Origin of the sequence: Notoacmeibacter sp. MSK16QG-6 (genome assembly GCF_024158145.1) — a bacterium.
Lineage (GTDB): Bacteria > Pseudomonadota > Alphaproteobacteria > Rhizobiales > Rhizobiaceae > Notoacmeibacter.
On sequence record NZ_JAMYXM010000002.1, the window covers coordinates 538780 to 558163 of the forward strand.

At 59.0% G+C, this 19384-nt stretch carries 17 protein-coding genes and 1 tRNA gene; 7 read left to right on the plus strand and 11 right to left on the minus strand.

Going from position 1 to position 19384, the window contains the following annotated elements; translation table 11 throughout:
* Position 1 precedes the first annotated feature (1 nt).
* Genes cobT through NIM86_RS10295 form a run of 4 tightly spaced genes read left to right on the plus strand, consistent with a single transcriptional unit; the run spans position 2 to position 3206 of the window.
* Positions 2–1015 carry a nicotinate-nucleotide--dimethylbenzimidazole phosphoribosyltransferase gene (cobT, locus tag NIM86_RS10280; protein WP_253381715.1) on the plus strand — a complete coding sequence of 338 codons (1014 nt, stop codon included), beginning with the start codon at positions 2–4 and terminating at the stop codon, positions 1013–1015.
* A 19-nt stretch (positions 1016–1034) separates the two neighbouring features.
* A complete protein-coding gene (gene cbiB / locus NIM86_RS10285) occupies positions 1035–2015 on the plus strand; it encodes an adenosylcobinamide-phosphate synthase CbiB (protein ID WP_253382022.1) in 981 nt (326 codons plus the stop codon).
* A 43-nt stretch (positions 2016–2058) separates the two neighbouring features.
* A complete protein-coding gene (locus tag NIM86_RS10290; RefSeq protein ID WP_253381717.1) occupies positions 2059–2421 on the plus strand; it encodes a DUF1636 family protein in 363 nt (120 codons plus the stop codon).
* On the plus strand, positions 2418–3206 hold the full coding sequence (locus NIM86_RS10295) for a cobalt-precorrin-6A reductase (RefSeq protein WP_253381719.1): 789 nt from the start codon (positions 2418–2420) through the stop codon (positions 3204–3206). The genes NIM86_RS10290 and NIM86_RS10295 overlap by 4 nt, the downstream gene beginning before the upstream one ends.
* On the opposite strand, the gene glpK is transcribed toward NIM86_RS10295, so the two are convergent.
* The 8 genes from glpK to glpD all read right to left on the minus strand — a co-directional run bounded on the left by glpK (position 3181) and on the right by glpD (position 12622).
* Positions 3181–4707 (minus strand): glycerol kinase GlpK, encoded by a 1527-nt coding sequence (glpK, locus tag NIM86_RS10300; RefSeq protein ID WP_253381721.1) that lies wholly within the window; start codon positions 4705–4707, stop codon positions 3181–3183. The two genes, NIM86_RS10295 and glpK, sit on opposite strands and share 26 nt — an antisense overlap.
* A gap of 98 nt (positions 4708–4805) precedes the next feature.
* A complete protein-coding gene (locus NIM86_RS10305) occupies positions 4806–6656 on the minus strand; it encodes an ABC transporter substrate-binding protein (RefSeq protein WP_253381723.1) in 1851 nt (616 codons plus the stop codon).
* 82 nt (positions 6657–6738) lie between these two features.
* Positions 6739–7011 carry a DUF2160 domain-containing protein gene (locus NIM86_RS10310; protein ID WP_253381726.1) on the minus strand — a complete coding sequence of 91 codons (273 nt, stop codon included), beginning with the start codon at positions 7009–7011 and terminating at the stop codon, positions 6739–6741.
* Between the two features lie 19 nt (positions 7012–7030).
* Positions 7031–7942 carry a carbohydrate ABC transporter permease gene (locus NIM86_RS10315; RefSeq protein ID WP_371872876.1) on the minus strand — a complete coding sequence of 304 codons (912 nt, stop codon included), beginning with the start codon at positions 7940–7942 and terminating at the stop codon, positions 7031–7033.
* Positions 7939–8814 (minus strand): carbohydrate ABC transporter permease, encoded by an 876-nt coding sequence (locus tag NIM86_RS10320; protein ID WP_253381728.1) that lies wholly within the window; start codon positions 8812–8814, stop codon positions 7939–7941. The genes NIM86_RS10315 and NIM86_RS10320 overlap by 4 nt, the downstream gene beginning before the upstream one ends.
* Entirely contained in the window at positions 8814–9893 is a 1080-nt protein-coding gene (locus NIM86_RS10325; RefSeq protein ID WP_253381730.1) for an ABC transporter ATP-binding protein, read from the minus strand. The genes NIM86_RS10320 and NIM86_RS10325 overlap by 1 nt, the downstream gene beginning before the upstream one ends.
* 10 nt (positions 9894–9903) lie before the next feature.
* A complete protein-coding gene (locus NIM86_RS10330) occupies positions 9904–10992 on the minus strand; it encodes an ABC transporter ATP-binding protein (RefSeq protein WP_253381732.1) in 1089 nt (362 codons plus the stop codon).
* 10 nt (positions 10993–11002) lie between these two features.
* Positions 11003–12622, minus strand: coding sequence for a glycerol-3-phosphate dehydrogenase (gene glpD, locus NIM86_RS10335; RefSeq protein ID WP_253381734.1), 1620 nt, complete (start codon positions 12620–12622; stop codon positions 11003–11005).
* 228 nt (positions 12623–12850) lie between these two features.
* On the opposite strand from glpD, the gene NIM86_RS10340 reads away from it, so the two are divergent.
* Together NIM86_RS10340 and NIM86_RS10345 are read left to right on the plus strand one after the other, a co-directional pair.
* On the plus strand, positions 12851–13612 hold the full coding sequence (locus NIM86_RS10340) for a DeoR/GlpR family DNA-binding transcription regulator (RefSeq protein WP_253381736.1): 762 nt from the start codon (positions 12851–12853) through the stop codon (positions 13610–13612).
* Positions 13613–13686: 74 nt separating this feature from the next.
* Positions 13687–15096: an FAD-binding oxidoreductase gene (locus NIM86_RS10345; protein ID WP_253381739.1), complete on the plus strand. Its 1410-nt coding sequence runs from the start codon at positions 13687–13689 to the stop codon at positions 15094–15096.
* 19 nt (positions 15097–15115) lie between these two features.
* On the opposite strand, the gene NIM86_RS10350 is transcribed toward NIM86_RS10345, so the two are convergent.
* A complete protein-coding gene (locus tag NIM86_RS10350) occupies positions 15116–17746 on the minus strand; it encodes an EAL domain-containing protein (RefSeq protein WP_253381741.1) in 2631 nt (876 codons plus the stop codon).
* Positions 17747–17934: 188 nt separating this feature from the next.
* Positions 17935–18011: transfer RNA gene (locus NIM86_RS10355), tRNA-Ile, on the minus strand.
* Positions 18012–18139: 128 nt separating this feature from the next.
* Between NIM86_RS10355 and NIM86_RS10360 the strand changes: the two genes are divergently transcribed.
* Positions 18140–18913, plus strand: a complete 774-nt coding sequence (locus NIM86_RS10360) for an SIMPL domain-containing protein (RefSeq protein ID WP_253381744.1) — start codon at positions 18140–18142, stop codon at positions 18911–18913.
* 56 nt (positions 18914–18969) lie between these two features.
* Here NIM86_RS10360 and NIM86_RS10365 read toward each other — a convergent pair whose 3' ends face one another.
* Positions 18970–19320 (minus strand): hypothetical protein, encoded by a 351-nt coding sequence (locus NIM86_RS10365; RefSeq protein WP_253381746.1) that lies wholly within the window; start codon positions 19318–19320, stop codon positions 18970–18972.
* Positions 19321–19384: the final 64 nt, after the last annotated feature.

The following is a 19384-nucleotide window of genomic DNA, read 5'->3' on the forward strand; positions in this document are numbered from 1 at the left end:
CATGTTCGAAAATCTCGATGATATTGCCGAAGCGGTGCGCAATCTCCCTGAGGCCGATAAGATTTCAGCGTCTCAGGCTGCCGAACGTCAGGCTCAGCTGACCAAACCGGCTGGCAGCCTGGGGCGGCTGGAAGAACTCGCTATCTGGCTGTCTGGCTGGCAAGGCAATGCGAAGCCACGGCTGGACAAAGTTGTGACCCTCGTCTTTGCTGGCAATCACGGCGTCGCCGCACGCGGCGTCTCCCTTTTTCCGGCCGATGTGACCACTCAAATGGTCGCCAATTTCGAACACGGCGGTGCGGCCATCAATCAGCTCTGCCGTGTTGCAGGCTCGGAATTGAAAGTCATCGCGCTAAAACTCGACGAGCCTGCAACGGATTTCACGCAAGGCCCATCTCTTTCCGAAGAGCAGTTCCTGGAGGCCGTCAACGCCGGCTATAACGCAGTGCCGCAGAATGCCGATCTGATTTGTGTCGGTGAAATGGGCATCGGCAACACGACCGCAGCGGCAGGTGTCGCCTACGGTCTTTTCGAAGGCTCCGCGGAGGACTGGGCCGGACGCGGTACGGGCGTCGACGATGCCGGGCTGCAGCGAAAGATCGACGTGCTGAACGAGGGCTATGAAGCCAATCGCGATCTCCTTCATTCATCGCTTGGCGCTTTGCGCGCCTTCGGTGGTCGCGAACTGGCGGCCATGTTTGGTGCGGCACTGGCCTGCCGCATCAAAGGTATCGCTCTCGTTGTTGACGGCTACGTCTCGACGGCGGCCGTGGCTCCGCTTTTCGCCATGAACCCGCATGGTCTCGATCACGCCGTCTTCGCTCATCAATCCGCCGAACAGGCCCATCGGCGATTGGTGGCGCGGTTCGGGCAGACTCCCCTGCTCGATCTAGGTATGCGACTTGGCGAAGCCTCGGGCGCAGCTGTCGCCATTCTGATCCTGAGAGCGGCAGTCGAAACGCATAACGGCATGGCGACCTTTGCCGAGGCCGGCGTTTCCGAAAGCGGCGGCTAACTGCAGGAGGCACCACACCCTGTTTGCCGCTCTCGCCCTCGCTGCTTTGCTGATCGAAGCCGCATTCGGCTATCCGAGCCGGCTTTTCAATGCCATCGGCCATCCGGTGACATGGATCGGTCGGCTGATCGATAAGTTGGACCGCCGTTGGAACAGGCCGAGCCTGTCGCGCGAGACCCGCATTGGCTTCGGATGTATCCTGACCATCTCGCTGATCGTGACTTCACTGGCTGCCGGTGTCATCCTTCACCGGCTTGCCGGCGATGGTCTGCCGCCTCTTCCGACCGTTCTCATACTCGGCCTTTTCGCCTCAAGCCTTCTGGCGCAGCGCAGCCTTCACGACCACGTCGCGGCGGTGCGTGACTCGCTCAAAGACAATAGAAGCGATCTTGACGGTGCTCGCCTGGCCCTTTCGAAGATCGTCGGGCGCGATACGGCGCAACTCAGCGAAAGCGAGATCAGCCGTGCGGCAGTGGAAAGTCTCGCCGAGAACTTCTCCGACGGGGTGGTCGCGCCGGCCTTTTGTCTGGTCGTAGGCGGCTTGCCCGGCGGTCTCGTCTATAAAGCCATCAACACGGCGGACAGTATGGTCGGCCATCGCAACAAAAGGTATGAGGCGTATGGGAAAGCTGTGGCGCGTCTCGACGACCTGCTGAATTTGCCCGCCAGTCGCCTATCCGCGCTGCTGATCCTGGTGGCTGCCGCATTCACGAAGGGTGCCGATACACGAGGCGCGTGGCGGGCGATCATCGCTGATGCCCGCCATCATACCTCGCCCAATGCCGGTTGGCCGGAAGCGGCAATGGGCGGCGCACTCGGCATCGCGCTGGCCGGTCCGCGCGTTTATGATGGCAAGACTGTCGATGCGGCGATAATGAACAAAAAAGGACGTCGCAATGCCACCGCAGAGGATATTGACCGAGCCCTGCGGCTTTATCGGAATGCCGATATTCTCTTGATCGCCATCGTCGCGGCTCTGACACTGTCACTTGTCGTCTAGCCTCCACAGCCAGCGCCAAACATAATCTCAGATGGGCACCCTTATGCCGAACGATCATTCCAAGACGTCCGACGCTCAAGGCACGCTGATGCTCTGCCGTCTCTGCTGGCAAGAGAATGGCGCCACCATCGAGCAATGGGCGGAGTGCGCATCCGAATCCGGCGTTCAGGTTCAAATGGTCGATTGCATGGCGGCTTGCGATCACGGCCCGTCCGGCGCAATCGCAGCGCCGGGCGCGTGGACCTACCTTCTCGGCAATCTGGCAGAAACGGACATCGATACACTGCTCTGGGGCGCTTCATCCCTCTCCCAAAGCGTCGACGGTCTCCTGCCGTGGGATGGCCGGCCTTCGCGCTACCGGCAGATCATTCGTGGGCGCATTCCGCCACTGGCGACCGATCAATGATTTCGCTAGCGGGTCGGAGCATCCTGATTCTTGGCGGCACGGCAGACGCGCGCAAGCTGGCGAGCGTGCTCGCCGAACAGGATGCAAACGTGACTCTCAGCCTCGCCGGCGTGACGCTATCCCCGCGCGATCAGGGCGTGCCGACCCGCATTGGAGGCTTTGGCGGCGCGGAAGGGCTGGCGGAGTATCTGCGTGCGAAAAAGATCGATTTGTTGATTGACGCGACGCATCCTTACGCGGCGAACATCTCTCGCAACGCTGCGGCCGCGGCGCTGAAATCTCAAACGCCGCTCCTTGCTCTTCGGCGACCGGCCTGGCAGCCGGAGGCGGCTGATCTATGGCATTATGCGGGAAATCTGGAAGCAGCACTCGAAGCCATCGGCCCCGACCCCAAGCGACTGTTCGTCGCACTCGGTCGCAAGGAGATCGCGCCGTTAGCGACAGCGCCACAGCATATTTACGTGATCCGTTCGGTCGATCCGGTCGAGCCGGTGCTTCTGCCTCCGAAGCATAAGACGATCCTTGACCGCGGCCCCTTCACTTTGGTGGCCGAGCGCGAACTGCTTGAACAGGAGCGAATCGATGCGATCATGTGCAAGAACAGTGGCGGTACGGCGGCCTATGCCAAACTCTTAGCCGCGCGCAAACTCGGCTTGCCTGTTCATATGCTGACGCGTCCTGCCCTGCCCGATGTGCCAGCGGCTTCGAACGTGGAAGAAGCCCTCCGGATGACTAGCGAGTTGGTTCGGCCACGAAAATCTAAGACTCCGGCGAACCGCCCGTAAAGCGAATGGTGCCGGCCACCGCGTTCTGCCATTTTTTATAGCGCCGTTCGCGCTCTTCCTCGCCCATCTGCGGCTCGAAACGGCGTTCCAGCGACCAGCTTTTGGCAAACTCGTCCTGCGAGGGATAAAAATCCGCCGCCATGCCAGCCAACCAGGCCGCACCCTGCGCCGTTGTCTCCAGCACCTTCGGGCGGTCGACCGCCGCGCCCAGAATGTCGGCCAGAAACTGCATCGTCCAATCCGATGCGCTCATTCCGCCATCGACGCGAAGAACCGCTTCGTCCTCTGCATCGAGACCGCCGACCGACTGCCGCCAGTCGGCGCGCATCGCTTCCATAAGGTCGCGGGTTTGATAACCCACGCTCTCCAGCGCAGCGCGCGCCAGTTCGTTCGGCCCGGTATTGCGCGTCAGACCGAAGACGGCTCCGCGGCATTCGGCATCCCAATAGGGCGCGCCAAGACCGGTGAAGGCCGGCACCAGAATCACGCCCTGCGACGCATCGGCGGCTTCCGCCAGCAGCTGCGTCTCCTCGGCGTCGCGGATCATCTTGAGTCCGTCGCGGAGCCATTGCACGACGGCACCCGCGATGAAGATGGAGCCCTCTAACGCATATGTCGGCTTGCCGTCGAGCTGATAGGCGATGGTGGTCAGAAGCCGGTTCTGCGATGTCACCGGCGTATCGCCGGTATTCATGAGAGCGAAGCAGCCCGTTCCATAGGTAGATTTCAACATACCGGGCGAGAAACAGGCCTGTCCGACGGTCGCCGCCTGTTGGTCGCCGGCAACACCGAGAATGGGTATGTCGCCGCCGAAGAGATCGCTCCGCGCCGAGCCGAACTCACCTGCGCAATCGCGTACCTCCGGTAGCATCTGCATGGGAATATCGAGCAGATCGCAAATCGTACTGCTCCACCGCCCGTTGCGAATGTCGTAAAGCAGCGTACGCGCCGCATTGGTGGCGTCCGTCACATGAGAACGGCCACCGGTCAGCTTCCAGATCAGAAAACTGTCGACAGTGCCGAAAAGCAGCTCACCGGCCCGTGCACGTTCGCGAGCGCCGTCTGTCTGATCCAGTATCCAGGCGAGCTTCGTGCCAGAAAAATAGGGGTCGAGAAGCAGGCCGGTCTTCTCGGTGACAATCTCCTCGTGGCCAGCCTCACGCAATTTGCGACAGGTCTGCGCCGTCCGCCGGTCCTGCCAGACGATGGCATTGTGGATGGCCTTGCCGGTATTTTTGTCCCAGACCAGCGTGGTCTCGCGCTGATTGGTAATACCGATCGCGGCAATGTCACTGGCCTGTGCGCCGGCTCGTTCCATAACCTGCCGACACGTTCCGGCCACGGTGGTCCAGATATCGTCCGGATCGTGTTCGACCCAACCGCTTTGCGGAAAGTGCTGGGGAAACTCCTCCTGCGCAGTCGCCACCGGCGTCATCTTCTCATCGAACAGGATCGCCCGGCTCGACGTGGTTCCCTGATCGATGGCGAGAATATAGGTCATGGCCGCAAACTCCTCCCGTCTGAATAGGCAGCATAGGGTCTTTCATGAAAAAGGCGACCGCTGGGGCCGCCTTCTTCGTTTTGTTTCAGCCATTTGGCTTACTGCGCCGGCTGGCTTTCATCCTTCTTTTCCATGGAAGCATCGTCCATCGGCTTTTCAGCATCCGAGCTCATTTCGCTGTCGGAAGCACCGGCATCGGAAGATGTTGCCGACTGATCGGACGACCAGCGCTTGACCAGATCGTCATAGGCGATGGTCTCTGGCTCCGGATCCTCATTATCCAGCTTGGCCTTGGGTGCGCCGTCCTGGTTCAGCCACTCGCTCGGATCCTTCTCTTCGTTCATCTTCGGACCGAGGTCGCCCTGAACGCCGGCGCGTTCCAGACGCTCAAGCACCTGCTCCTGCTGCTGGCAGAGGCTGTCGAGCGCTTCCTGCGCGCTTTTCGCGCCGCTCATCGCATCGCCGATATTCTGCCACCAGAGCTGAGCGAGCTTCGGGTAGTCCGGCACGTTGGTACCGGTCGGGCTCCAGCGCACACGGTCGGGCGAGCGGTAGAACTCGACGAGACCGCCCAGCTTCGGCGCGCGCTCGGTGAACTGCTCCGACTGGATGGTGCTCTCGCGGATGAAGGTAAGGCCGACCATCGACTTCTTCAGATCGACGGTCTTCGACGTAACGAACTGGGCGTAGAGCCATGCGGCCTTGGCCCGATCGACAGGCGTCGATTCCATCAGCGTCCAGGAACCGGCGTCCTGATAGCCGATCTTCATGCCATCTTCCCAGTAAGCGCCGTGTGGCGACGGAGCCATGCGCCATTTCGGCGTACCATCCTCGTTCAGCACGGCGGCTGCACCGTCACCGACCATGTCGGCGGTGAATGCGGTGTACCAGAACATCTGCTGGGCGATATTGCCCTGCGCCGGGATCGGGCCAGCCTCCGAGAAGGTCATGCCCGCAGCGGAAGGCGGCGAGTACTTCTGCAGCCACTCGACAGCCTTGTTGACCGCATAGACGGCCGCTGGCGAGTTTGTAGCGCCGCCACGCGCCGTGCACGAGCCGACAGGCTGGCTGTTTTCGTTGACGCGGATACCCCATTCGTCAACGGGTAGACCGTTCGGCTCGCCCTTGTCGCCCATGCCGGCCATCGACATCCACGCATCGGTGTAGCGCCAGCCGAGCGACGGGTCCTTCTTACCGTAATCCATGTTGCCATAAACGCCCGAAGACGGCTCGCCCTCGATATAGCTCATATCGCGCCCGGTGAAGAACTCGGCGATATCCTCGTAAGCGCTCCAGTTGACCGGCACGCCCAGCTCATAGCCGTATTTTTCCTGGAAATCGGCCTTGGTCTTTTCGTCGTTGAACCAGTCGTAGCGGAACCAGTAAAGGTTCGCGAACTGCTGGTCCGGCAACTGATAAAGCTTGTCGTCCGGGCCGGTGGTGAACTCGGTGCCGATGAAATCCTCGAGATCGAGGGTCGGGCTTGTCACGTCCTTGCCTTCACCGGCCATCCAGTCCGTTAAATTGCGAACCTGCTGATAGCGCCAATGCGTACCGATCAGATCGGAATCGTTGACGTAGCCGTCATAGATGTTCTGACCGGACTGCATCTGCGTCTGCAGCTTTTCCACCACATCGCCTTCGCCGATCAGATCGTGCGTGACCTGAATGCCGGTGATGGCAGTGAAAGCCGGAGCAAGCACCTGGCTCTCATATTCATGCGTCGTGATCGTTTCAGAAACGACCTTGATTTCCATGCCGGACATTGGAGCAGCGGCATCGACGAACCACTGCATCTCGGCTTCCTGCTCTTCACGCGAAAGCGTGGAGACATCGCCGATTTCGCTATCGAGAAACTGAGTGGCTTCCTCCATGCCGGCAAAGGCCGGGCTAGCCATTGCGCCGGCCAAAAAGGCCAGTGCCGTGGTCGTTTTGAATGCGTTCTTCATTCTTTCCTCCCAGGTTGAAGTTCAAGTCCATCGGGCGCCCTGATTTGTGGGGGTGAGCGCCGATCCGGTTAGCTCATCGCCGCTATACCCACCGAAAGATCGGAATGGCGACGACGAGGCTTATGAGTAATCCCCACCATTGGCTGAGATCGGTCAGGCCGAGCCAGGCGAGGTTCAAGAAAGCGGCAGCAAGAAGCGCGATGAACAGGCGGTCGCCGCGCGTCGTCTCCATTCCTAGAACGCCATGGCGCGGCGTTTCAGGAAAGCGGATCGCGAGCACGGTGAAAATGATGAGCACCGTCGCAATCGAGGCAAAGAAGATTGCCGTCGGCAGTGTCCAGGCCATCCATTGCATGGTCTTGTTCTCCTTCTGCCTAGACGCGCCCGAGGGCGAAGCCCTTGGCGATGTAATTGCGGACGAACCAGATCACGAGCGCGCCCGGCACGATGGTCAGAATGCCGGCGGCCGCCAGAACGCCCCAGTCGAGGCCGGAGGCGGAAACCGTCCGGGTCATGGTCGCGGCGATCGGCTTGGCATCGACGGATGTGAGTGTGCGGCTCAGCAGCAGTTCCACCCATGAGAACATGAAGCAGAAGAAGGCTGCCACGCCGATGCCGCTCGCAATCAACGGCATGAAAATCTTTACGAAGAAGCGCGGGAAGGAGTAGCCATCGATATAGGCCGTCTCGTCGATCTCTCGCGGGACACCCCGCATGAAGCCTTCCAGAATCCAGACCGCCAGCGGCACGTTGAAGAGACAGTGCGCCAAGGCTACCGCGATATGCGTGTCGAAAAGACCGACCGACGAATAGAGCTGGAAAAAGGGCAGCGCGAAAACCGCCGGCGGCGCCATGCGGTTGGTCAGAAGCCAGAAGAACAGATGCTTGTCGCCCATGAACTGATAGCGCGAGAAGGCATAGGCCGCCGGTAACGCCACGAGGATGGAGATTACCGTGTTCAGGACCACATAAATCAGCGAATTGACGTAACCCATATACCAGGACGGATCGGTCAGGATCGTCAGGTAGTTGTCGAGTGTGGGTCGCAGCGGAATCAGGCTGAAGGTCGAAAGGATTTCCTGATTGGTCTTCAGGCTCATATTGAGCAGCCAGTAGATCGGTAGCAGCAGGAACAGCAGGTAGAGCCCCATCACCACAGCCGAGCCGGTCGGACGGAAACGGCTCTGGAGCCTTGCGTTCGCGTTGGTTCGTTCAGATGTGACGTCACCGGGGAGCGAGGCGGCGCCGGGCGCGGAAACGGTCGATTTCATGGTGGTGCCGCTCATGCCGCGCCATCCCTTTTATCGAGGTTGGTCATCACGGTGTAGAAGACGTAGGAAATCACCAGGATCACCAGGAAGTACATGATCGAGAAGGCTGCCGCCGGACCGAGGTCGAACTGACCGAGCGCCATCTTCACGAGGTCGATCGACAGGAAGGTGGTGGCGTTGCCAGGCCCGCCGCCGGTCACGACGAAGGGTTCGGTGTAGATCATGAAGCTGTCCATGAAACGCAGCAGGATCGCGATCATCAACACGCCCGCCATCTTCGGCAGCTCGATATAGCGGAAGACCGCCCAGCGGCTTGCCTGGTCGATCTTGGCCGCTTGATAATACGCGTCCGGGATCGACTGGAGGCCAGCATAGGCGAGAAGCGCCACGAGACTCGTCCAGTGCCAGACATCCATGACGATGACGGTGGTCCAGGCGGCGAAGAAATCCTGCGTGTAATTGTAGTTTACGCCGAGTGCGCGGAGCGTGTAGCCGAGAAGGCCGATATCGACGCGCGCGAAGATCTGCCAGATCGTGCCGACAACGTTCCACGGTATGAGGAGCGGCAGGCTCATCAGCACGAGACAGACCGACGCCCAGAAACCGCGCTTCGGCATATTAAGCGCGACGAAAATGCCGAGTGGTACCTCGATGGCCAGAATGATCGCCGAAAAGACAAGCTGCCGTCCGAGCGCATTCCACATGCGATTCGAATGCAGCATCTGCTCGAACCATTCGAGTCCCGCCCAGAAGAAGACATTGTTGCCGAACGTATCCTGCACTGAATAGTTCACCACCGTCATCAACGGGATCACGGCGGAGAATGCCACCAGCACCAGAACAGGCAGGACGAGGAACCAGGCTTTGTGATTGACGGTTTTTTCCATCAGGCCGCCCTCCCCTCGACGCGCCAGTCATTGGCATAAACATTGACGCGGCTGGGATCGAAGGCGATCCGGGCGTTCTCCGACGGCAGGGCGCCGCCCTCATCGGCAATGATATTGACCGGCCGACCCAGCACTTTGGTGCGGACAAGCCGGTGACGACCGACATCTTCGACGCGCTCGATGGTCGCCGGCAGGCCGTTCGCACTCTCTGTCAGACGTACGAATTCCGGCCGGATGCCAATTTCGACCTTGCCGGACAGATCGTCATATCCGCTCCCAAGCGGCACTTCGTGGCTGTCTATGACAGCTCTGTCGCCTTTGACCTCAGCCGGCAGGAGATTCATGCCTGGCGAACCGATGAAATAGCCGACAAACGTATGCGCCGGCCGCTCGAACAGCTCTTCCGGCGTGCCGATCTGTACCACTCGCCCATCATGCATCACGACCACATGATCGGCGAAGGTGAGCGCTTCCGTCTGGTCGTGCGTCACATAGATCATGGTGTGGCCGAACTGGTCGTGCAGATGCTTCAGCTGCGTTCGTAGTTCCCACTTCATATGCGGGTCGATCACCGTCAGCGGCTCATCGAAGAGCAGCGCATTGACATCGTCGCGCACCATGCCGCGGCCAAGACTGATTTTCTGCTTGGCATCCGCCGTCAGACCGCGCGCCTTGCGGTTCAGCTCGTTTTCCATGCCGATCATGGCCGCGACGCGCTGAACGCGCTCGGTGATGATACCGGCATCCATGCCACGGTTCTTCAGGGGAAATGCGAGATTCTCGCGAACCGTCATCGTATCGTAGACAACCGGGAACTGGAACACCTGCGCGATGTTGCGCTCGGCGGTCGGCATGTCTGTTACGTCCTCGCCGTCGAACAGGACGCGGCCATGCGAAGGCCGCAGAAGGCCGGATACGATGTTCAGAAGCGTCGTCTTGCCGCAGCCGGATGGTCCAAGCAGCGCATAGGCTTCGCCATCGCGCCAAACATGATCGACCTCTTTCAGCGCATAATCGGCTTCATCCGATGGTGCGTCCATGTAGGAGTGGGCGATATTCTTGAGTGTGATCTGAGCCATCGTCCCTACCTCAAGCAGCCGCCGCGTAGGAAGCCGGCGCGACCAGCCGCCCGTCCTCGTCGAAAATGTAGATATGAGCCGGCGACAGATAGACATCGAGCGAACGTCCCGGCTCGAACTCATGAATGCCATGCATCAACCCAACCCAGCGCTGGCCGTGATGATCCAGATGGATAAAGGTCTCCGAACCGGTCAATTCCGACACGCTCAGCTTGGTTTGGAAGGCAAACGAATCCGGTCCCGGCCGCTCGAGCGCCAGATGGTTCGGCCGGAAACCGGCCATATATTGGCCGTCACCAAGTGCGCCGAACTGCCCGACGGCTTCCACACTGAGACCGTCGGCGAAGACGATATTGCCGCCACGCTTTTCGAAGGGCAAAAAATTCATCGGCGGATCGGAAAAAACCCGCGCGGTCGTGGCGTCCACCGGCTGGCGATAGACGCTGAGCGTGGGGCCGAACTGCGTGATCCGGCCTTCCCAAAGCGTCGCCGTATAACCGCCCAGAAGCAACGCCTCCTCTGGCTCGGTCGTCGCGTAAACGAAGATCGAGCCGCTTTCCTCGAAGATTTTCGGAATTTCGATCCGCAATTCCTCGCGCAGCTTGTAATCCAGATTGGCCAGCGGCTCGTCCAGAAGCACGAGACCGGCATTCTTGACCAGCGCACGGGCCAGTGCGCAGCGCTGCTGCTGGCCGCCGGAAAGTTGCAGCGGCTTGCGATCCAGCATCGGCGTCAGCTTCATCAATTCAGCGGTTTTGCGGACCTGCCGATCGATCTCGTCTGCCGGACGGCCGGACAACCGCATTGAACTGGCGATGTTGTCGTAGACCGTCATGGACGGGTAATTAATGAACTGCTGGTAGACCATCGCGACGCCGCGATCCTGCACCCGCACATCGGTCACATCTTCCCCGTTCCAGAGGATGCGCCCGGTCGAAGGCTTGTCGAGTCCGGCCATAAGCCGCATCAGGGTCGTCTTGCCGGCAAGCGTCGGGCCGAGCAGCACGTTCATCGTGCCGTTCTGCAGCGTCAGGTCGGTTGGATAGATATGCGTCCGTCCGTTCACCACTTTTGACATATTCTCCAGTTGAAGTGTCATCCGTCTCCTCCTACTCGGCCGCTTTCACGGACGTGGCCGCATTCGGTATGCCGCCCTTTTCTACCATAAAAGCGTCGAGCCGCCGGACCTCTTCGTCCGACATTCGCAATCCCAGTTTCGACCGCCGCCAGATCACATCATGGGCAGTGCGAGCGAATTCTTTTTCCATGAGCCATTCGACTTCTCGGGCGCTCAATGTCGCTCCGAACATCTCGCCGAGATCGGCTTTGGAGGTTGCCCCATTCAGCACATGATCGGCGTCCGTACCGTAGGCGCGCACAAGCCGTGCGGCCCATTTCCCGCCGAGAAAAGCGTACTTTTCCTGCAACGCCCCAATAAGTTCATCGACGCCGTCGACTGGAAAATCCCCACCCGGCAGAGGCACGCCGGCAGTCCAAGACTTGCCAACGTGTGAATTGTCTTCCGTCAGACGGTCGATCGCCTGTTCGGCGAGCCGGCGATAGGTCGTTATCTTTCCGCCAAAAACGTTCAGTACGGGCGCACCGTCTTCGTCGTCCATCACCAGAACATATTCGCGGGTCGCTGCGGTAGCGGATGAAGCGCCGTCATCATAGAGCGGCCGGACACCCGAATAGGTCCAGACAATGTCGTCGACGGTGATTTTCTGTTTCAGATATTCATTTGCGAAATTGAGAAGATAGTCGCGCTCTTCGTCCGATATTTCGACCGGCTTGTTCGGGTCGTCATGCCCAGCATCGGTGGTCCCGATCAGTGTGTAATCACTCTCATAAGGGATCAGGAAGATGATCCGGCCATCCTTGCCCTGGAGGAAGTAAGCCTTGTCGTGATCGTAGAGTTTTCGCGTTACGATGTGGCTGCCCTTTACAAGCCTCACATCGGTATTCAAATCCGAACTGGCCGTTCGGTTGATAAGATCACGAACCCATGGACCCGCGGCGTTCGCAAGCATCCGCGCACGCCGGGTAAATCGCTCGCCCGTCTCGACATTTTCGAGTGTGACACGCCATTCACCGGCATGTCGTTCCGCGTCGATCAGCTTGGTTCGGGTCAGAACGCTTGCACCGCGCTCTGCGGCATCGCGCGCGTTTAGCGCCACCAGCCGGGAATCCTCCACCCAGCAATCCGAATATTCGAACGCTTCCTTGAATTCATCCTTGAGAGGTTCACCGACCGGGTCCGATGACAGATCGACAGATTCGGTGCCGGGCAGGAATTTGCGGCCGCCCAGCGTGTCATACATGAAAAGACCCGCACGGATTAGCCAGGCCGGACGGCGTCCCTTCATCCAGGGCATGACAGTGGAAAGCAGCTTCGACGTCGGCGTATCATTCTCGAACCGCATGGTGTCGGTGTAGGGCAGGACAAAACGCATCGGCCACGAGATATGCGGCATGGCGCGCAGAAGGACTTCCCGCTCCGACAACGCCTCGCGAACCAGTTTGATCTCGAAATATTCCAGATAACGCAGGCCGCCGTGAAACAGTTTGGTCGAGGCCGATGACGTGCCGGATGCCAGGTCGTCCATCTCGACCAACACGACAGACATTCCTCGTCCCACCGCGTCGCGTGCAATGCCGCACCCGTTTACGCCGCCGCCAATGACGAGCAAATCGGAAATTGGCATGTCATGTTGCAGATCGTCAGCCATGCGCCCTCCCGATATCGCGTGGTCCAGTTCCTGATCGGCAACTAAACGCAGACCCACTTACAGGTCAACATTTATGTTCGTAAATTTTCGTTTTTTATAGGTTTGCAGCGCGAAAATTATTCGCAATTGCGAAAAGGAACATAGTCGGATGGACCGCCTTGCATGGTCCAAGGAAACGCGATCTATTGTCGCAAGGGAACCGGGGAGCGTTTCAGCTAAAAATCGATCATGAGCGAAACGCTAAGGCACCCGGAGATTCTTGAGCTCGCCCGCCAGCACGGCAAGGTCACAGTAGAGAGCCTTGCCGGCCATTTCGGCGTCACGGTACAGACTATTCGGCGCGATCTGTCTGAACTGGCGGAAACCGGACGACTCAAGCGTGTTCACGGGGGCGCCGTGCCCGTCTCCGGCGTGACCAATTTCGGTTACGAGGAACGCCGCAACCTGAACGAGGAAGAAAAGCACCAGATCGGGCGCCGCTGTGCTGCGGTGATCCCCGAAAGTTCATCCGTTTTTCTGAACATCGGAACAAGCACCGAGGCAGTGGCGCGCGAACTGCTTCTTCATCGCAATCTACTCGTGGTCACCAACAATCTGAACATTGCCAATATAATGGTCTCCAATGAAAGCTGCGAAATCATTGTCGCTGGCGGCGTTTTGCGGCGAAGCGACGGCGGTCTGGTCGGCGGTATGACCAACCGTGTCGTTGAGCAGTTCAAATTCGACTACGCAGTCCTCGGCTGCTCGGCTCTCGACGTCGACGGCGATATGCTTGACTTCGACACTCAGGAGGTGGGCGTCAGCCAGACGGCTCTTGCTCGGGCGCGAACGAACATTCTCGTCGCCGATCATTCGAAATTCGAAAGAAGCGCGCCTGCGCGTATCGGCAGCCTTTCGGACATCGACATCTTCTTCACGGACCGGCCAGTCAATCCGGATCTTGCACGGCTATGCGACGATTGGGGCACGCAGATTTGCCTGCCTGAATAATCTTCGGCGGAATATGTGGCGTTGAATCCCGCCATGATTTTATCCCATCTTGCGCAGGAACGGGAGAAACGGACATGTCAGCCATCGTCAGAAGAACCGCTGTAATCGATCCGCAATTGAATGACGCCATTGAGGAGCTGCGTGCGAGATTCGACGAAAGGATCAGCACGGGTCAATCGGTTCGCGAACTTCATGGACGTGATGAATCCTGGCATCCACCGGCTCTCCCTGATGCGGTGGTTTTTCCTCGGACAACCGAGGAAATCTCGGCAATCTGCCAAATCTGTTCGAGATACAAAGTTCCGATGATCGCCTTTGGGGCCGGCTCCTCGATCGAAGGGGCGCTAATCCCGGTGACAGGCGGAATTGCAATCAGCACCATCGAAATGGACAAGCTGCTGCATGTCGATCCCATAAGCTTCAACTGTACCGTCCAGCCAGGCATTCGCAGACGCAAGCTGAACGAAGAGCTGCGCGATACCGGCCTCTTTTTCACTGTCGACCCTGGCGCGGACGCATCGATAGGCGGAATGATCGCTACCCGCGCCAGCGGCACCAACACGGTGCGCTACGGCACCATGGCCGATGTGGTCCTTGGTCTCGAAGTCGTTTTGGCCGATGGGCGGGTCGTCAGGACAGGAAGCCGCGCGCGAAAGAGTTCAGCCGGCTACGATCTGACTCATCTGTTTACAGGCTCCGAGGGAACACTCGGCATTGTTACAGAGATTACGGTGCGTTTGGCGCCGCAGCCTGAAGTCATTGCTTCGGCCACCTGTGCTTTTCCGGACCTGAAGAATGCCGTCGATGCGGCCGTTGCGTTGATTGGTAGTGGCATGGGCCTTGCCCGGGTCGAATTGCTGGATGAAATGATGATCGACGCCGTCAACCTCTATTCCAAGACTGATCTGGAGCTTGCCCCTCATCTGTTTCTTGAATTTCATGGCACAACGGAGAGCACCGAAGCCGAGGCCGAGTTGGCTGCCTCAATCGTCGAAGACCACGGCGGCAGCGCCTTTCAATGGTCGACCAGGGCGGAAGACCGCAACCGCCTATGGCGGGCGCGTCACGATTGCGCATACGCTTGCATGGCTTATCGGCCTTCCAAGAAGATGCTGACCACCGATGTTTGCGTGCCACGCTCCGCGCTGGCGGACTGCATCCTGCAATCGCGTCACGATGCTGAGGAAAAAGGTCTGACCGCGCCGGTCCTTGGCCATGTCGGCGATGGGAATTTTCATATGGCTCTCCTGATCGATCCGGACGATGCCAGCGAGTTATCGGCAGCCCGCGCCGTCAGCAGCAGCCTGGTAGAACGCGCCCTGGCCGCGGGTGGCACCGCAACCGGCGAACATGGCGTCGGCCTTGGCAAACGCGGCTATATGCGACGAGAACATGGAGATAACGCCGTAGAATTGATGGCAGGCATCAAAAAGCTCTTCGATCCAGACAATCTCATGAACCCCGGTAAGGTGCTGCCTGACTAAGACAGCCTCGTAGGCCCGCTCACGCTGCCTTTCGCCAGCGTTCTTCACGCACGAATTCGATAAGTTTTCTGGAGCTCATCGGCATTCCCAACGCATAGCCTTGTAAGGAGTCACAACCGAGATCGCGAAGAATCGCAGCATGTTCCAGCGTTTCGACACCCTCGGCCAGAACCTCGATGCCAAGCGAATGGCCGATCTCGATGATCGAGGCCACAAGTCGGCGTTGGCTGCTGGAATGCGGTATCGGCGCAACCAGCCGCCGTTCGATCTTCAGGCGTGACGGATGAATTTGAATGAGGCTGACAATCGATGCATGACCGGTTCCGAAATCGTCGATCTCAATTCCGATGCCCATCTCGCGCAACTGCTCGATATTGTTGGCGATCATCGCATCGTCGTCATCCAGAAACGTCGACTCCAGCAGCTCGAAAGACAATTTCGTCGCCGGCAACACGAGATCGGAAAGATTCTCGATCAAACGATCCGACTTTAATTGCCCGGTCGAAACATTGACCGACATTCTTGGTATCGAGATGTCGTGTGCCTGCCACTCTGTCGAATGCCAAAGCGTCTGCTCCAAAATCATGCGGTCGATCAACGGCACAACATTCAACTCATCCGCAACGGAGAGGAAGGCCGAAGGAGGCAGCATGCCATGTTGTGGATGAACCCAGCGGGCGAGCGCCTCTACGCCCACAACGTCGAGCGTTTTTGCATCGAACTGGGGTTGAAAGTACGGCACGAATTCCCGGCGTTCTAGACTGCCTAGAACATCGTCAGCCACCCGCTTGTTCTGCATCGCTTCCGCCTTCAGCGTCTCGGAAAAGAAAGCGTAACGGTTCCTGCCCTCTTTCTTGGCGCGATAGAGCGCGATATCCGCGTCGATCAGCAGACGTTCGAGGCTTTCAGTCGATGGACAGATCCCGGCCGCAATGCCGATGCTGGCGCCGAACCGGCATTCCTGATGCCGATAGGGAACTGGCTCGCGCATCTGCTCGATGATCGATCCCGCCATGGCTGATAGATGCTGCTCATCGATCGTCGCCGTCGTTGCGATAATAAATTCATCGCCTCCGACCCGCGCGACGATATCATGCTCACCGACATTCGCTTTGAGCACCGAGGCGGCGTGCATGAGCATCGCATCGCCCGCAGCATGGCCTAGCGTATCGTTAATATGTTTGAAACGGTCCAGATCGACATGAAGAAGAGCCACAGATACGGGTAGGTCGCGGTTCGAAAGAACTTTATCATCAAGGTAACGCCGGTTCGGCAGTCCGGTCAGGCTATCGTGCAGGGAGTTATACTCCATCTGCGCGCGGGCCTCTTCCAACTCCCTGTTTTTGGCTTCGGCGGTCTTCTTCGCGGCCAACAAACGCGTCTTTAATTGAATGTCTGCCGTCACATCCCAATTGACGCCTAGAATAGACCGCCGACCGTCGGCTTCGGTATGAATGGCTCCCATCGTTCTAACCCAGCGCGTTTCGCCATTAGGGAGCATAAGCCGGAATTCGTCGGAGTAAGGGGCCTCGACCGCAATCGAGAGCTGGAATGTCTGGTCAGCTCGCTCTCGGTCTTCGGGATGAAGCGCGGCTCTCCATACATCCGGTCCATCGACCGGCGCATTGGGAGGCAAGCCATAGAGTTCCTTCATTCGGCCATCCCACCGAAGGCCCATCGTATCCAGATCGAGTTCCCATACGCCGATCCGCGACGTATCGAGCGCAAGGCCCAAACGCCGGGACAGTCTATGTAATTCGACCTGCTGTCGTTTCAGTTCACCGACATAGGCGCGCCGTTCATCGTAAAGATGACCGGCAAACGCCACGAGCGCTGCGAGCGGGAGGATCGCCGCGATAATGAAGAGTCGGAAGAGCCAGACATCGCCAAAGGCTTGTTCCCACCCGTCCCTCGGTATCGCAGCAATGCGCCACTGGCCATTCGGTAAAGAGAGATTGGTGGTGACGGGGTCGCTTTGGAAGATCGATGGATCGCCGAAGAACACCGTGTCATCATCGACATTGGTATCCTGCCCCCTGATGGCTAGGTCGATGGGCAGCGACGGATCGAACAGGCCGCTATCGGCGTAAAGCGCTTCGACATCGACGACAGCAGATACAAGTCCCCAGAAGTTATCGGCTTCGTTCGGCCCATCGACGAAGACAGGAAACCGGCCAATGAACCCGCGACCGCCTTGGACAAGGTCGACCGGTCCTGCGAGGATCATGTCACCTGACTGTACGGCGCGCATGGCAGCCGCACGTTGTTCTTCGTTCTCGGTATAGTCGAGACCGATCGCCTGTTCGTTTCCCTTGATCGGATAGATGTATCGAATGACCAAATCCGGCGCGGCGCCGATATTTCGCAATTGAGAGTGTTTTCCGATCAGCCGGCTGGCGATTTTAGCAAATCGAGCTTGGTCCAGATTAGGAGTGGCGGCGATGACGGCAACCAAGCCCCGTACCAATTGAATGTTGCTGTTGATGTTTCCTTCCAACCGCATCCGCACGACGCCCAGTTGCTCGCTGACAGTCGTGCGCGCTTGCTGACGCGAAACCATACGGTTTTGATAATCGGCGAAGAAACCGATTCCGAGAGTAATGAAGATGGCCGCCAGCGCCGCGATCTTACCCGGCTGAACAAATCTCATCCAAAGTCGGAGACGACGGGCGGACAGCGCATGACGATTATTTAGGCGAGCCAACATAATCCCTCGACGATCACCCGGAATGGGGAAATCTTCCTGAGAGCCATGCAATCACGAAAACATGAAATGCGGCTTAATCGGCCGTAGTGCCCAAAACGCATGAGCGGCGCCATTGATCGTGCGGCTGCCTATGGTGGGCCCGGAGGGACTCGAACCCCCAACCAAGCGGTTATGAGCCGCCGGCTCTAACCAATTGAGCTACAGGCCCGACCCGACCATCCGCATAGAGATTTCAGACGCGGGCCGCAAGCGTCCAATTGTGTCGCCCACCGCCGCAATACCGCCTTGCTGGAAGGCGAAAGATCGCAGGCAGATGTCAAGATGATGGATATGCCGATGAAACGCTTAAGCCCCGCCCTCTCGTCTCTATCGCGCCAGAGCCTTACACTGGGCTTTGCTACCGTGATGACTGTTGCAGCGCTCGGCTCTGCAGTGGCGCAGGAATCCGAACCGCCGCATATCGCTGTAACTGCGGAGGGCTCCGCCACTGTCGTTCCGGATATGGCTGTCACGCAATTCACCGTTCTGCGGGAAGCACCGGACACTGTCACGGCGCTCGAAGAGGCGAATACGGCGATGGCCGATGTGATCGAAGCCATGAAGAGTTTCGGGATTGAGCAGCGGGATCTGCAAACCGCCGGTTTCAATGTTCGCCCGATCTACGATCATCGCCGGCGTGAGCCAACCGACAACGGCGAACCGGAGCAGCCGCGCATTACCGGCTATGCGGTGTCCAATTCGCTCACGGTGCGCATTCGCGATCTGACGAAAACGGGCGAGGTTCTCACAAGGGCCATCGAACTCGGCGTCAACGCCGATGGAAATCTGAATCTGACAACCGCCGAACCCGATACCGTCATCGACGAAGCACGACGGGATGCCGTGGAGCAGGCCATGGCGAAAGCCAAAACACTCGCTGACGCCGCGGGTGTCTCGCTTGGTCCTATCGTTTCACTGACCGAGGGCGGCTATTCCCGTCCGCCGATGCCGATGGCGCGGATGGAAATGGCGATGGCGGATCAAGGAGCGGCCGTTCCAGTCGAAGCCGGCGAGAACCAGTATACGGTCAATGTGACACTCAAAATCGCAATCGATCAGCCGTCCGAGTGACAAATGAAAAGCCCGGCGCAATGGCCGGGCTTTTTTGGGACAATAAGTAGTCGCGCTTAGCGGATGCGCGGGCATCCCCGTGCATTGGCGAAGGTCACAACTGTCCGGTATCCATGACGGCGTCCTGAAACTTTTACGACACGATGGTTGCGGCGAACGACATGCGCACGGCGCAGGCCATGGCGCGCGGCCTTGCGGATCGCACGACCGTTCCGGCAGACGCCGCGATTGTAGTGACGATTCCGGCGGACGTCGCGGCGGTTGTAGTGATCGCCGAAGCCGAAATAGATACCTCCGGAGCCAGCGTAAACACGAAGGTCACCAGCATTGGCGGGGGCGGATACGCCGGCGACGGTACCGAGTGCGATCAGGGCGGACAGGACGGCGGTGCGAATGGACTTGAACATGGTTCGTCTCCTTGGTCGGTTTTGCGGCGACATCATCGCCGCCTGTTGCCAACCCTTATGACGA